Source organism: Accumulibacter sp. (genome assembly GCF_023806635.1).
In the GTDB taxonomy this organism is placed as follows: Bacteria; Pseudomonadota; Gammaproteobacteria; order Burkholderiales; family Rhodocyclaceae; genus Accumulibacter.
Map to the genome: position 1 here is coordinate 1 of NZ_JAMTDQ010000039.1, position 13058 is coordinate 13058.

The 13058-nt window shown below is 67.3% G+C and carries 14 protein-coding genes; 3 read left to right on the forward strand and 11 right to left on the reverse strand.

All coding sequences use genetic code 11. The features are described from left to right. Positions 1 to 286 precede the first annotated feature (286 nt). Genes NFW30_RS06565 through NFW30_RS06575 form a run of 3 tightly spaced genes read left to right on the forward strand, consistent with a single transcriptional unit; the run spans position 287 to position 2408 of the window. The gene (locus tag NFW30_RS06565; protein WP_295352438.1) at positions 287 to 1147 is read left to right on the forward strand and encodes a neutral zinc metallopeptidase; all 861 of its coding nucleotides are present in this window, start codon (positions 287 to 289) and stop codon (positions 1145 to 1147) included. Beyond that, positions 1144 to 2061 carry a peptidoglycan DD-metalloendopeptidase family protein gene (locus NFW30_RS06570; RefSeq protein WP_295352441.1) on the forward strand — a complete coding sequence of 306 codons (918 nt, stop codon included), beginning with the start codon at positions 1144 to 1146 and terminating at the stop codon, positions 2059 to 2061. Before NFW30_RS06565 ends, NFW30_RS06570 begins: the two co-directional genes overlap by 4 nt. 41 nt (positions 2062 to 2102) lie before the next feature. Next, complete coding sequence (locus NFW30_RS06575) at positions 2103 to 2408, forward strand: hypothetical protein (RefSeq protein WP_295352443.1); 306 nt, start codon at positions 2103 to 2105, stop codon at positions 2406 to 2408. On the opposite strand, the gene NFW30_RS06580 is transcribed toward NFW30_RS06575, so the two are convergent. From NFW30_RS06580 to NFW30_RS06630, 11 genes are all read right to left on the reverse strand, one after another. Then, positions 2405 to 3586 (reverse strand): O-succinylhomoserine sulfhydrylase, encoded by a 1182-nt coding sequence (locus NFW30_RS06580; protein WP_295352446.1) that lies wholly within the window; start codon positions 3584 to 3586, stop codon positions 2405 to 2407. The two genes, NFW30_RS06575 and NFW30_RS06580, sit on opposite strands and share 4 nt — an antisense overlap. 5 nt (positions 3587 to 3591) lie before the next feature. Beyond that, positions 3592 to 5118: an amidophosphoribosyltransferase gene (purF, locus tag NFW30_RS06585; RefSeq protein WP_295352449.1), complete on the reverse strand. Its 1527-nt coding sequence runs from the start codon at positions 5116 to 5118 to the stop codon at positions 3592 to 3594. Positions 5119 to 5127: 9 nt separating this feature from the next. Further along, positions 5128 to 5616 (reverse strand): CvpA family protein, encoded by a 489-nt coding sequence (locus NFW30_RS06590; RefSeq protein WP_295352452.1) that lies wholly within the window; start codon positions 5614 to 5616, stop codon positions 5128 to 5130. Further along, a complete protein-coding gene (locus NFW30_RS06595) occupies positions 5613 to 6560 on the reverse strand; it encodes an SPOR domain-containing protein (RefSeq protein ID WP_295352455.1) in 948 nt (315 codons plus the stop codon). The genes NFW30_RS06590 and NFW30_RS06595 overlap by 4 nt, the downstream gene beginning before the upstream one ends. Then, positions 6557 to 7921: a bifunctional tetrahydrofolate synthase/dihydrofolate synthase gene (gene folC, locus NFW30_RS06600; protein WP_363322077.1), complete on the reverse strand. Its 1365-nt coding sequence runs from the start codon at positions 7919 to 7921 to the stop codon at positions 6557 to 6559. The genes NFW30_RS06595 and folC overlap by 4 nt, the downstream gene beginning before the upstream one ends. A 1-nt stretch (position 7922) precedes the next feature. Next, positions 7923 to 8804: an acetyl-CoA carboxylase, carboxyltransferase subunit beta gene (gene accD / locus NFW30_RS06605; RefSeq protein WP_295352507.1), complete on the reverse strand. Its 882-nt coding sequence runs from the start codon at positions 8802 to 8804 to the stop codon at positions 7923 to 7925. After that, a complete protein-coding gene (trpA, locus tag NFW30_RS06610; RefSeq protein ID WP_295352458.1) occupies positions 8804 to 9625 on the reverse strand; it encodes a tryptophan synthase subunit alpha in 822 nt (273 codons plus the stop codon). Before trpA ends, accD begins: the two co-directional genes overlap by 1 nt. A gap of 2 nt (positions 9626 to 9627) precedes the next feature. Next, entirely contained in the window at positions 9628 to 10833 is a 1206-nt protein-coding gene (gene trpB / locus NFW30_RS06615) for a tryptophan synthase subunit beta (protein ID WP_295352461.1), read from the reverse strand. A gap of 151 nt (positions 10834 to 10984) precedes the next feature. Next, positions 10985 to 11632 (reverse strand): phosphoribosylanthranilate isomerase, encoded by a 648-nt coding sequence (locus NFW30_RS06620; RefSeq protein ID WP_295352463.1) that lies wholly within the window; start codon positions 11630 to 11632, stop codon positions 10985 to 10987. After that, the gene (gene truA / locus NFW30_RS06625) at positions 11629 to 12447 is read right to left on the reverse strand and encodes a tRNA pseudouridine(38-40) synthase TruA (protein ID WP_295352465.1); all 819 of its coding nucleotides are present in this window, start codon (positions 12445 to 12447) and stop codon (positions 11629 to 11631) included. Before truA ends, NFW30_RS06620 begins: the two co-directional genes overlap by 4 nt. A gap of 3 nt (positions 12448 to 12450) precedes the next feature. After that, complete coding sequence (locus NFW30_RS06630) at positions 12451 to 13047, reverse strand: CbiQ family ECF transporter T component (protein ID WP_295352468.1); 597 nt, start codon at positions 13045 to 13047, stop codon at positions 12451 to 12453. Positions 13048 to 13058: the final 11 nt, after the last annotated feature.

Sequence of the window (13058 nt, forward strand, 5' to 3'; positions counted from 1 at the left end):
TGCGCCAACCTCAGCCAACCACCGCCTTGCGCGGATTTGAAATGAGAAGTGCTGGGAGATTGTCCACGTTTCTTCACCATTGATCACCATTCCGCGCTGTCCCGAGGGACAAATCATGCGTTTTTGCGGGGCCGCCGCAGGCGCCTTCGATCTGATAGCATTCGTCTTTCGAGGGGTGCCCCGCACGTCGCCTCCGCCTGCGCCGGTCCTGCGCGTCCGCCGCGGAGACGCGGCAACGGCATTGATTTCATTGCGCATTGCTACTGCACTTCGAAAGGTTTCGGGCATGCGGCTTGACGACCAGCGTGCGAGTCAGAACGTCGAGGACCGACGCGGCGACGGGCCGGGGATCGGGCGGGGCACCGTCGGCATTGGTACGCTGGTGATCGCGCTGGTCGCCGGCTACTTCCTCGGTGTCGATCCGGCAGTGATCCTTGGCCTGGTGTCGAGCGGCGCGCCGGCGCCTTCGGCCGCCCGCGTGCCGCAGCCGCCACCGGCCGGCGACGAGATGGCGACCTTCGTCGCCAAGGTCCTCGGCAGTACCGAAGCGACCTGGCATGAGGTTTTCGTCGCCGGGGACCGTCGCTACCAGGAACCGAAGCTGGTCCTGTTTTCCGGTGCGACGCCGACGGCATGTGGTACCGGGAAATCGGCGATGGGTCCCTTCTACTGCCCGGCCGATCAGAAGGTGTACATCGACCTCGCTTTCTACCGTGATCTGCGCGAGCGCTTCAAGGCGCCGGGCGAGTTCGCCCAGGCCTACGTCATCGCGCATGAGGTCGGCCATCATGTGCAGAACCTGCTCGGCATCTCGGACAAGGTGCATGCGGCGCAGCAGCGCAGCGGCAACCGGGCCGCCGCCAATGCCCTGTCGGTGCGGCTGGAACTGCAGGCCGACTGTTTCGCCGGCGTCTGGGCGCATCGTGCCGACAGCAGGAGCAGGATTCTCGAACCGGGCGACGTCGAGCAGGCGCTGAACGCCGCGGCGGCGATCGGCGATGACCGCCTGCAGCGGCAGACACAGGGTCAGATCGTCCCCGAGTCCTTCACCCATGGCACTTCGGAACAGCGGGTCCGCTGGTTCAAGCGCGGCATGGCGAGCGGCGACATGCGGCAGTGCGACACGTTCAGTGCGGCAACGCTGTGAGGCAGCGAGCCGAGCCGCGGCGCCGGCACTGCCTTCCCGCCGTCGCCGCCGTTCTCGCGCTGGCGTTGCTGCTGCCGCTGTCGGCACGCGCAGCCCTGCCACGGGAAGAGAGCGTTCCCGGAGGTGTGGCACTGGTTCCGCTCGGTGCGGCAGCGCCAGCGGCGGTGCCGCCGCGGGCGTGGCTGGGCGAGCAGCCGGTATTGGTCACGCGGCGCGGTGGCGAGTGGATTGCCGTCGTCGGTCTCGCGCTCGACACGCAGCCGGGAACGCACGCGCTGCGGGTACAGTCGCCGGCGGAGCCAGCCGCGGCCCTGCTGGCGGTTGCCGATCCGGCGACCGCCAGCGGCAGGGCATCGTTCACCGTCCGCGCCAAGGATTATCCGGCACAGCGCATCACCCTCAAGGACGGCAGCAAGGTCGAGCTGTCGGCCGAGGATCTGGCGCGGGCGACGAGCGAGATTGCCGAGATCCGGTTGCTGCAGCGCCACTGGCGTGCCGCCGACGACACCGACCTCGATTTCATCCTGCCGGCGCAGGGCCGGATGAGCGGACGTTTCGGCCTGCGTCGCTTCTTCAACGGCGAAGCACGGGCGCCGCATGCGGGTTTCGACATTGCCGCCGCGCGTGGTTCTCCCGTTCGTGCCAATGCCCAGGGGATCGTCCTCGCCAGCGGCGACTACTTCTTCAATGGCCGGACCGTCTTCGTCGATCACGGCAACGGGTTGTTGAGCGTGTATTGCCACCTCGACCGCATCGACGTCAGGGCAGGCGAAGCGGTCGCCAAGGGTCAGCGGCTGGGTCTCGTCGGAATGAGCGGCCGCGCGACCGGCCCGCATCTGCACTGGGGTGTCGTGCTCAACGGTGCCCTGGTCGACCCGCAACTCTTCGTTGCCGCGCGCGGCCACGAGCGCTGAGCGGGCGTTCGCGGCGTGCCGAAAAATCTCGGGAGGAACACATGCGACTGGTGATCTGGGTTCTCTGGCCGGCCTTCGTGGCGGCGGCAATCGCCGAGGCGATCTTCTTCACGCTGATCGACCCGGGGCAGCTCTACCTGCTCGGACAGCGTGTCGAGTGGTCGGCGATGGCGACCTATTCGACCGGTTTTTTCCTGTTCTGGCTGGTGTGCATCGGCTCCAGCCTGATGACCTACTGGATGATGCCTGATGTAGCCAAGGAGGCGCTGCGCCAGGCGGCCGGCGCGCGCATCGACCTGGCGCGGCGACAGCGGCGGCAGGAGGATGCGACGCGCGGCGGTGGCTAGATCAGCGCCAGGCCCCGGTCGAGGTCGCGCTGCAGGTCGCCGACCGCCTCGAGGCCGACCGCGATGCGCAGCAGATCCTCGCCGATTCCCGCCGCCGCGCGCTGTTCCGCGGTGATCCGGCCGTGGGTCGTCGATGCCGGATGAGTCAGGGTCGTCTTGGTATCGCCCAGATTGGCAGTGATCGACAGCAGCCGGCAGCCATCGACGACCTTCCAGGCTTCGGCGCGGGCGCCCCTGACGGCGAAAGAGACGACCGCGCCGCCGCTTCTCTGCTGCTGCCGGGCGAGGGCATGCTGCGGGTGTGAAGGCAGGCCGGGGTAGTGCACGCGTGTCACCTTCGGGTGATTCTCGAGCCAGCGTGCCATCTCGAGGGCCCTGGCCGATTGTTCCGTCAGGCGCAACTGCAGCGTCTCGAGCCCCTTGAGCAGAACCCAGGCGTTGAAGGCCGAGAGCGTCGGACCGGCCGTGCGCAGGAAGCGGAAGACCTCCTCGGTGAGCGAGCGCGGCCCGGCGACGGCGCCGCCGAGAACCCGACCCTGGCCATCGAGGAACTTGGTCGCCGAATGGACGACGAGATCGGCGCCGAGATCGAGCGGACGCTGCAGGATCGGCGTACAGAAGCAGTTGTCGACGACCAGCAGAACGCCACGTGCATGGGCGATCGTCGCCAGTGCGGCGATGTCGGCGATCTCGGTGAGCGGATTCGATGGTGTTTCGAGAAAGAGCAGCTTCGTCTCCGGTCGCATCGCCGCCTGCCATGCCGCCGTGTTGGTCTGCGCGACGAAGCTGGTCTGGATGCCGAAGCGCGGCATGATCGTGCCGAGCAATTGCTGCGTCGCGCCGAAGAGACCGTTCGAGGCGACGATGTGATCGCCGCTGCTGCACAACGCCATGACCAGCGACAGGATCGCCGACATGCCGGATGCCGTGGCAATGCAGGCCTCGGCTCCTTCGAGCGCGGCCAGGCGATCCTGGAAGGCGCTGACCGTCGGATTGGTGAAGCGCGAGTACACGTTGCCCTCTTCCTCACCCGAGAAGCGGGCTGCCGCCTGCGCCGCGCTGCTGAAGACGAAGCTCGACGTCAGGTAGAGCGCCTCACTGTGCTCGTTGAACTGGCTGCGCTCCTGCCCGGCGCGAACCGCCAGCGTTTCGAGTGCGTAATCGGGATTGGTCTTCATCGTCCTCAGCCTGCCGACATGAGATTGAGCTGCAGCTGGCGTGTCGCCCATCGCTCTTCCTTGCTCGATACACGATGCCCCTCCCTGGCATGCTCCAGCTCCGTCAGGTACTCCGGGGTGACATCGCCTGTGACATAGCGGCCGTCGAAGCACGAGGTGTCGAAGTCGCGCAGCGCCGGCCTGAGGTCCCGGATCGAGGCCCGGAGTGCGTCGAGATCCTGATAGACCAGCGCATCGGCACCGATCTCGTGGCCGATCTCCTCGCCGCTGCGACCGGTGGCGATCAGCTCGCCACGCGTCGGCATGTCGATGCCGTAGACGTTGGGGTAGCGTACCGGCGGCGACGCGGAGGCGAAATAGACGCGCAGCGCGCCGGCGGCGCGCGCCATCTCGACGATCTCACGGCTGGTGGTGCCACGGACGATCGAATCATCGACCAGCAGGACGCGCTTGCCCTTGAACTCCTGTGCCACGGTGTTGAGCTTCTGGCGTACCGAGCGCTTGCGGGTTGCCTGTCCGGGCATGATGAAGGTGCGACCGATGTAGCGGTTCTTAACGAACCCTTCACGGTAGGGGACGCCAATCCTTTGCGCGAGCTGCATCGCCGATGGACGGCTCGAGTCCGGGATCGGAATGACGACATCGATCTGCCCGACCGGGATGTGCCTTACCAGTTTGTCGGCGAGATGCTCGCCCATCCGCAGGCGTGCCTCGTAGACCGAGACGCCGTCGATCACCGAGTCCGGGCGCGCGAGATAGACGAATTCGAAGATGCACGGCGAGAGAACCGGGTTGCCGGCGCACTGACGCTGGTGCAGGCGATGCTCGATGTCGATGAAGATCGCCTCGCCCGGAGCGACGTCGCGCAGCACCTGGAAACCGAGGGTGTCGAGCGCCACCGACTCCGAGGCGAAGAGGAACTCGATCCCGCCTGGCGTCTCGTTGGTGCCAAAGACCAGTGGCCGGATGCCGTGCGGATCGCGAAAGGCGAGCATGCCGTGGCCGGCGATCATCGCCACCACGGCGTAGGCGCCACGGCAACGGCGATGGACAGCGGCCACCGCAGCGAAGATGGTATCCGGATCGAGACGGCAGTTGCCGGCGGTCGCCTGCAGTTCGTGCGCCAGGATGTTGAGCAGGACCTCCGAGTCGGAACTGGTGTTGATGTGTCGCAGATCCTGCCGGAACATCTCTTCCTTGAGCTGTGCGGTATTCGTCAGGTTACCATTGTGGCCGAGGACGATGCCGAAGGGCGAATTCACATAGAACGGTTGCGACAGCGCCGAGTCGAAGGCCGAGCCGGCCGTCGGGTAGCGGCAATGGGCGATTCCCATCATGCCGGGCAGGGCGCGCATGTTGCGGGTGCGGAACACGTCTCGTACCAGCCCTGCTCCCTTGTGCATGTGGAAGGCGTCGTCCTCGGCGGTGACGATGCCGGCAGCGTCCTGGCCGCGGTGTTGCAGGACCATCAGTCCATCGTAGAGCAGCTGGTTGACCGGCGTCGTTGCGACCACCCCGAGTATTCCGCACATAGTCTGTTCCTAGCCAAACCTGATTCGTTTCGCGACCTCGGACGGTAACCACGGCTTGCTGGCGATGACGGCCGTCTCGAGCGGCGCGGAAAAGTACGCTTCGCTCCACCACTTCTCTCTTGGCAGTGCCGTCATGCCGCCGATGGCGACGAGGATCATGACGATCATCAGACCCCGCGCAACGCCGAAGACGAGGCCCAGCAGGCGGTCGCTCACCGTCATTCCCAACGCCTTGATCAGGCCGCGTATGGCCAGCCGAAGCAGCGCCATGCCAACGAGAACCGACAGTGCCACGCTCACCCAGCCGGCGACGAGGCGCAGCGTCGGGTCGTCGATGGCGACGAACAGCCGGGCTGCCTCGTCACCCCACCACCTGGCGGCAAAAAAAGCCAGGATCCAGGCGGCAAGGGCGATGATTTCGCCGACGATTCCACGCCACATTCCCATCAGGAGCGAGGCGGCGATGATGATCAGGACCAGGTAGTCGAAAACGGTCATTGCCTGCCGGCGACGACTCCACTGACGCCAATCGCCTTCAGCTTGTCGAGCGCCTTTTCGGCAGCCTCACGGTTCGGGAAGGGGCCGGCCCGGACGCGCGTCTTCCTGCCGTCGGGCGTTTCCAGGACTTCAGTGTAGGTGTTCACGCCGGCAGCGCTGATCTTGCTCTGCAGTTGCTTGACGTTCTCGGGGTTGGCAAAGGCGCCGATGACGATCACTTGCTGGCCGCCAGGCTTGGCCGCCGGAGCGGCGGGAGACTTGGCCGCGGCGTGACTGCCGGCGGCAGGCGTTTCGTCCGCTGGCGGCTTGCTGCCGCCGTCTTCGGAACTTGCCTCGGGCGGCTTCTCGGCCTTCTTCGCTGGCGCCTTGTCGCTGCCCTTGTCGGCCATTGCACTGTCGACCGCCTTCTTCTCAGCCACCTTGTCGCCGGTCTTCTCCTTCGGCTTGTCGGCCGTTTTGGCCGGTGGCTTCTCGGGTGGCTTCTCGGCCGCCTTTGCCGGTGGCTTATCGGCCGCTTTCGCCACCTTCTGTTCGGCGCTCCTTTCCGGTGGCTTCTCCACCGGCCTGGGAGTCTTCCTTTCCTCGCTCTTCACGGGTGCCTTTTCGACGGGCTTGGCAACCCTGCTCTCGCCGCTACGCGCGGGCGGCTCCGTTGCCTCCCTGGGGGTCGGCTCGGCGGCAGCAGGTGGCGCCCTCTCGGCGGCGACGGCGGGCTTGTCGGTCGCGGTCGCTGGCGGCGCTTCGCGTGCCGCCAGCCTGGGCTGGAAGGGCGGCTGTTCCTGGCCGGGGATGCGGATCTGCACGTCCTGCGGTTGTTGCCGTGGCTCCTGGTCCATGACGATCGGCAGGACGATCGCCGCCAGGCCGGCGAAGGCGATGGCTCCGACGAGGCGGCGACGAGCCCGTTTCTTCAGTTGCAGCTGCGGGTCAGGTGTTTCAGTCATCGCGATCCGGGAGTCCACAAGCGTCGATCAACGGCCATTCGCCTGCTCCGCATGACGGCTGCGACCGTGTAGAACGATCCAAAGACGACAATTCTATCATTTTCACCCGCCAGCTCGGCAGAACGCCGGAACGCACTCTCTACCGAAGAAAGGCCTTCGATCGCACCGCCGAGCGCGCACTGCCGCACGACTGCCGCCAGCGCCGCGGCCGAGGCTCCGCGCGGGACATCGAGGTCGGCCAGCAGCCAGTGGTCTACCCGGCCGGCGAGCGGCGCCAGCGAGCCGGCGATGTCCTTGTCGGCCAGCATGCCGACGACGGCGATCGTCTTCGCGGCGAAGGGCAACTCGGCGAGCTTCTCTGCCAGTCCGCTGACCGCCTGCGGGTTGTGCGCGACGTCGAGAACGACGGTCGGCCGCCCGGCGAGCACCTGGAAGCGTCCCGGCAGATCGAGGTCGGCCAGGCCGCGCCGCACCGCCTGCATGTCGACCGGCAGCCGCGGGCGCAGTGACTCGACGGCAGCCAGCGCGACCGCTGCGTTGCGCAGCTGACCAGTGCCGCGCAGTGCCGGCTGCGCGAGACCGGCACGCCGCAGTCCGCCGCGACCCCAGAAGGTCCATTGCAGCGCATCGCCGAAGTAGCCGAAATCCCGACCGAGGACCTGCAACTCGGTGCCGCTCGCCTGCGCGTGCGCCAGCAGTGACTGTGGCGGGTCGGGATCGGCACAGAAAGCCGCCCGGCCGGCGCGAAAGATGCCGGCCTTTTCGAAGCCGATGGCCTCGCGGTCGCTACCCAGCCAGTCGGTATGGTCGAGCGCGATGCTGCAGACGATGGCGCAATCGGGCGTGTAGGCGTTGACCGCATCCAGCCGGCCGCCCAGTCCGACCTCGAGGATCAGCACCTCCACCTGTTGTGCGGTGAAGACCTCCATTGCCGCCAGCGTGCCGAATTCGAAGTAGGTCAGCGCGATGTTCCCGGCAGCCTGTCGCGCCGCTTCCACGCGTGCGAAGGCAGCACAGATGAGGGCATCACCTGCCGGTTGCCGGTCGACGCGGATGCGTTCGTTGTAGCACAGCAGGTGTGGCGAGGTGTAGCAGCCGACACGATGGCCGGCATGAGCGTAGATCGCTTCGAGATAGGCGCAGGTCGATCCCTTGCCGTTGGTTCCGCCGACGACGATCAGCGGGCACTGCGGGTCCTGCGCCAGCTCCTGGCGTACGCGTTGGACCCGCTCGAGGCCGAGTTCGATGCCCGCCTGGCCGCGCGGGTGGAGTTGCTCGAGGTGCGCCAGCCAGGGTGCCAGCGCGCGGCAGGCGAGCAGCCGGTCATCGGCCGGCGCCGGGCTGTACGCGCCGTCGCTCACGTCATCCAGGCGAGGTTGCTGCCGGCCGCTTCTGCAGCAGTGCCAGCAGGGTCGCGACGCGCTCCTTCATTTCCCGGCGATCGACGATCATGTCGATGGCGCCCTTGTCGAGCAGGAACTCCGAGCGTTGAAAGCCGTCCGGCAGGGTCTCGCGTACCGTCTGTTCGATCACCCTCGGACCGGCGAAGCCGACCAGCGCGCCGGGTTCGGCAATCACGACATCGCCGATGAAGGCGAAGGAAGCGGAGACGCCACCCATCGTCGGATCGGCGAGAATCGAGATGAACGGCAGCCTCGCCTGCGCAAGACGCGTCAGGACGGCCGTCGTCTTGGCCATCTGCAGCAGCGAGAACAGTCCCTCCTGCATGCGCGCGCCGCCGGATGCGGTGACACAGATGAACGGTTCGCCGTTCTCGATCGCCACCTGGACGCCGCGGACGAAGCGCTCGCCGAGCACCGAGCCCATTGAGCCGCCCATGAACTCGAACTCGAAAGCGGCGACGACGGCCGGCAGCCTGCCGATCGTGCCGCGCATGACCACCAGCGCGTCGGTTTCACCGGTCGCCGTCGTCGAATCCCGCAGACGGTCGGGATACGGGCGGCTGTCGTGGAAGGAAAGCGCATCGACCGGCAGCACTTCGGCGGCGATCTCCGTGCGTCCTTCGGTGTCGAGCAGCAGGTCGATTCGCGCGCGCGCCTCGAGCCGCTTGTGATGACCGCACTTGGGGCAGACATTGCGGTTCTTCGCCAGGTCAGTGGCATAGAGCACGGCGTCGCAGGCCGGACACTTGCTCCACAGGCCCTCGGGCAGCGGCGACCTGCGGGCAGCGCCGGCATCGTTGCGCTTGATCTTCGGCGGCAGCAGCTTGTTCAGCCAGCCCATCATGGTTCTCCGGTGGCAGGTGCGGCGGCGTCGATCGCCTGACGGATGCCGCTGAGCAGGTTCAGTACGTTGTCACAGGCGGTCGCCGCTGCGGAGCGCTCGATCTCTTCGATCAGGCGGCTGCCGACGACGACCGCATCGGCGATGCGGGCGACGGCGGCTGCCGTCGCCGCATCACGGATGCCGAAGCCGACGCCGACCGGCACGCCGGTGCGTGCACGGATCTCCGGGATGCGGGCAGCAACCGCAGCGACGTCGAGCGTCGCCGAGCCGGTGACGCCCTTCAACGAGACGTAGTAGATGTAGCCGCTGGCCAGAGCGCCGACCTCGGCGATGCGCGCATCACTCGAGGTCGGCGCCAGCAGGAAGATCGGATCGATCGCGTGCCGCTGCAGGGCAGCGGCGAAGTCGGCGCTTTCCTCGGGCGGGTAATCGACCACCAGCACGCCGTCGACGCCAGCGGCGGCAGCGGCGGCAGCGAAGGCCCCGACTCCCATGGCCTCGATCGGGTTGGCATAGCCCATGAGGACGATCGGCGTCGTCCGGTCTTCGTCGCGGAAGGTGGCGACCAGTGACAGGACCTGGCGCAGGCTGACGCCCTTGGCCAGCGCCCGCTCCGATGCCCGCTGGATGGTCGGGCCGTCGGCCATCGGGTCGGAGAAGGGGACACCGAGTTCGATGACGTCGGCGCCCGCACGGACCAGCGTCCGCAGCAGTGGGACGGTCAAGCCGGGGTCGGGGTCGCCGGCGGTGATGAACGGGATCAGCGCCTTGCGGCCTTCCCCCTGCAGGCGCGCGAAAACTTGCTGGATTCTGCCCATGGTCAGAACCTGATTCCCGACTTGTCGGCAACGGTGTGCATGTCCTTGTCTCCGCGACCAGAAAGATTCACCAGCAGGATGGCATCCCGCGCCAGCGAAGGCGCCAACCGGCCGGCGTAGGCCAGTGCATGGCTCGACTCGAGTGCCGGCATGATGCCCTCGATCCGGCACAGGTCATGAAAGGCCTGCAGCGCTTCCCCGTCGGTGACCCCGACATACTCCGCTCGACCGCTGTCCTTCAGCCACGCGTGCTCGGGGCCGACGCCCGGGTAGTCGAGACCGGCGGAAATCGAGTGCGTTTCGATGATCTGGCCGTTCTCGTCCTGCAGCAGGTAGGTGCGGTTGCCATGCAGCACGCCGGGCTGTCCGGCGGTGAGCGAAGCGGCGTGGCGTCCGCTGGCGATGCCCTCGCCCGCCGCTTCGACACCGATCAGGCGAACGCCGGCTGCGGCGAGATAGGGGTGGAAGATTCCCATCGCGTTCGAGCCACCGCCGACGCAGGCGATCACCGCATCGGGCTGGCGTCCGCACTGCTCCTGCATCTGGCGGATGCATTCACGACCGATCACCGACTGGAAGTCACGCACCATCATCGGGTACGGGTGCGGGCCGGCGACGGTGCCGATGATGTAGAAGGTGTCGGCGACGCGCGTGACCCAGTCGCGCATCGCTTCATTCAGGGCGTCCTTGAGCGTTCGCGAGCCACTCTCGACCGGCACCACCGTCGCTCCGAGGAGCTTCATGCGATAGACGTTCGCCGCCTGCCGGCGGATGTCCTCTGCCCCCATGTAGACGACACACTCCATGCCGAAGCGCGCGGCAACCGTGGCCGTCGCGACGCCGTGCTGACCGGCTCCGGTTTCGGCGATGACGCGCGGCTTGTGCATGCGCCGCGCGAGCAGCGCTTGGCCGATGCAGTTGTTGATCTTGTGTGCGCCGGTGTGGTTGAGGTCCTCGCGCTTGAGGTAGATCTGCGCCCCGCCGAGGCGCTCCGACCAGCGCCTGGCGTGGTACAGCGGGCTTGGCCGACCAACGTAGTGTTGCAGATCGTGTTCGAACTCGGCAAGGAACTGCGGGTCACGTTGCGCGGCAGCATAGGCTTCACGCAGTTCGTCGAGCGCCGCGATCAGCGTCTCGGCGACGAAGACTCCGCCGTACGGGCCGAAGTGGCCAGTGGCGTCGGGCAAATCATGGTCATGCACGGCCATCAACATACTCCTCGCGACGGATTGCTGCAGGGTGCCGGGACGGCACCAGTCGGGAAAGGCAGGCTGACCTCGCCTCAAGTATGTCTGGCCAGGTGGCGACGCCAGCACGTCCGCGTCCTGCCACCAGAATCCGTGCGCATGCACAATCTCCTTACGATGTCCTGCTGCCTGCTTCGCCGGACGATGCTGCCGCACGCACCGCTGCGACGAAGGCGCGCATCTTGCCGGCATCCTTGATTCCCTTGCCCGCCTCGACTCCGGAGGATACGTCGACTGCGGCAGGTCGCAAGCGGCGCATCCCTTCACGGACGTTGTCCACATCGAGACCACCGGAGAGGATCAGGGGCTTGCCCAGTGCTGCCGGCACCAGTGACCAGTCGAAGACCCTGCCGCCGCCGCCGTAGCCGTCGACGAAGGCGTCGAGCAGGATGGCCTGAGCCGATGGGAAGGAAGCCACGTATTGTAACAAATCGAGCCCCGGTCTGACGCGCGCCGCCTTGACGTAGGGGCGCTTGAACTGGCGGCAGTAGGCCTCGTCTTCGTCACCGTGAAACTGCAGCAGGTGAATCGGAACCTGTGCCAGCGTCGCGTGAACCGTCTCCGGATCGGCATTGACGAACAGCCCGACGATGCAGACGAAAGGTGGCGCGTGTCCTGCCAGGCGGGCAGCCGTCGACGGGTCGACGTAGCGTGGACTCGGTGGATGGAAGACCAGCCCCAGCGCATCCGCGCCTGCCTGCACAGCCTGCTGCAGATCCTGCGTGCGGGTGAGACCGCAGATCTTGATGCGCGGGCTCATGGCGTCGCTGCCGTTGCTGCGCCAGCTGCCGGCAGCAGCGAGATGAAGTCGCCGGCGTCGTCGGTGGGCAGGCCCCATCGTGCCGGATAGTTCACGGCCATCAGGTAGAGGCCGGCGGCCGGGAAGGTCGGCGCTGCCAGGCGGCGGTCGCGGCTCGCGAGCAACTCGCCGATCCACTGCGGGCGGTGCCTGCCCTGACCGATGGCGACCAGGCTGCCGACCAGGTTGCGCACCATGTGGTGCAGGAAGGCTGTGGCGACGAAATCCAGCACGACGAGGTCGCCGTGGCGGCGGATGTCCGCACGTTGCATGATCTTGACCGGCGAGACCGCCTGGCACTCGGCTGCGCGAAAGGCAGAGAAGTCCCGTTCGCCGAGCAGCATGGCAGCGGCCTGCTGCATGCGCTGCAGGTCGAGCGGGTGATGGTACCAGCCCACGCGCCCGTGCCAGGTCCCGGTTCGGTGCATGCGGTTGAGGAGGACGTAGCGATAGTGCCGCGAGGAGGCCGACGAACGGGCGTGAAACTCGGCGGGAACCCGCTGTGCCCAGCGGACGGCGACTGCCGCCGGCAGGAAGGTGTTGGCGCCGCGCACCCAGGAATACATCGACCGCTCCAGCGTGGTATCGAAATGGACCACCTGCCCCAAGGCGTGGACGCCGGCATCGGTCCGTCCGGCGCAGACGACGTGCAGCGGGACGCGGGCGAACTGCTGCAGCGCCTCCTGCAACGCATCCTGTACCGTTCCTCCTCCCGGCTGCTGTTGCCAGCCGCGGAATCCGCTGCCATCATACTCGACCGCCAGTGCGATCCGCATCTCTCAGGCCACCGCCAGCGCAAGCAGCGACAGCAGGCTGATCAGCAGCAGCGCCAGGAGCAGGTGGTCGAATGGTGAGAGGCCGCGATCGCTGAGTTCGAACACCTGCGGCTCGCCGCTGGCCGGTACGACGAGCAGGGCGCGCCAGTCGCGCGGCCGCGGCAGGCGGTCCTGCATGTCGAGGATCAGGAGCAAACGGACGAGAGCGCGATCGACATCGAGTCCGCAGCGGCGCAGCGGCGCCAGCAGGCGGTAGAAGCCGCTCAACATCTCGCGTGGCGGCAGGCGTTGCCGCAGCACGACGACCGCCATCAGCAGCAACAGCAGTCGTCCGGCATGGGTGCCGGCGTCGCGAAGCCCCTCCCGGCTGGGCGCGAGCGGGACGTCCCAGGCCGCATCGCCGGCGGTGCCCCAGGCCACGACGAGGAGCAACGACACGAGCAGCCAGCGGGCACGCGAAACGAGTTGCAGCCAGTCGCGCAAGGCCACCGTCCCGAAAACGGGAAGCACGATCAGGGCGGCCAGCAGCAGCTTCCCCGCAAGCTGCTGGATGACAACGACCCCGACGAACCAAGCGGCGAGAAGTGTGCTCGGATGCATGTTCCTGCTCG

What these genes read in the sequence shown, in the direction of transcription:
- NFW30_RS06590 (WP_295352452.1), bottom strand. Translation starts at nt 5,616, where the DNA reads ATGACCGTTTTCGACTACCTGGTCCTGATCATCATCGCCGCCTCGCTC.
- NFW30_RS06630 (WP_295352468.1), bottom strand. Translation starts at nt 13,047, where the DNA reads ATGCATCCGAGCACACTTCTCGCCGCTTGGTTCGTCGGGGTCGTTGTC.
- NFW30_RS06575 (WP_295352443.1), top strand. Translation starts at nt 2,103, where the DNA reads ATGCGACTGGTGATCTGGGTTCTCTGGCCGGCCTTCGTGGCGGCGGCA.
- NFW30_RS06620 (WP_295352463.1), bottom strand. Translation starts at nt 11,632, where the DNA reads ATGAGCCCGCGCATCAAGATCTGCGGTCTCACCCGCACGCAGGATCTG.
- truA (WP_295352465.1), bottom strand. Translation starts at nt 12,447, where the DNA reads ATGCGGATCGCACTGGCGGTCGAGTATGATGGCAGCGGATTCCGCGGC.
- NFW30_RS06595 (WP_295352455.1), bottom strand. Translation starts at nt 6,560, where the DNA reads ATGACTGAAACACCTGACCCGCAGCTGCAACTGAAGAAACGGGCTCGT.
- trpB (WP_295352461.1), bottom strand. Translation starts at nt 10,833, where the DNA reads ATGGCCGTGCATGACCATGATTTGCCCGACGCCACTGGCCACTTCGGC.
- accD (WP_295352507.1), bottom strand. Translation starts at nt 8,804, where the DNA reads ATGGGCTGGCTGAACAAGCTGCTGCCGCCGAAGATCAAGCGCAACGAT.
- NFW30_RS06580 (WP_295352446.1), bottom strand. Translation starts at nt 3,586, where the DNA reads ATGAAGACCAATCCCGATTACGCACTCGAAACGCTGGCGGTTCGCGCC.
- trpA (WP_295352458.1), bottom strand. Translation starts at nt 9,625, where the DNA reads ATGGGCAGAATCCAGCAAGTTTTCGCGCGCCTGCAGGGGGAAGGCCGC.
- NFW30_RS06565 (WP_295352438.1), top strand. Translation starts at nt 287, where the DNA reads ATGCGGCTTGACGACCAGCGTGCGAGTCAGAACGTCGAGGACCGACGC.
- purF (WP_295352449.1), bottom strand. Translation starts at nt 5,118, where the DNA reads ATGTGCGGAATACTCGGGGTGGTCGCAACGACGCCGGTCAACCAGCTG.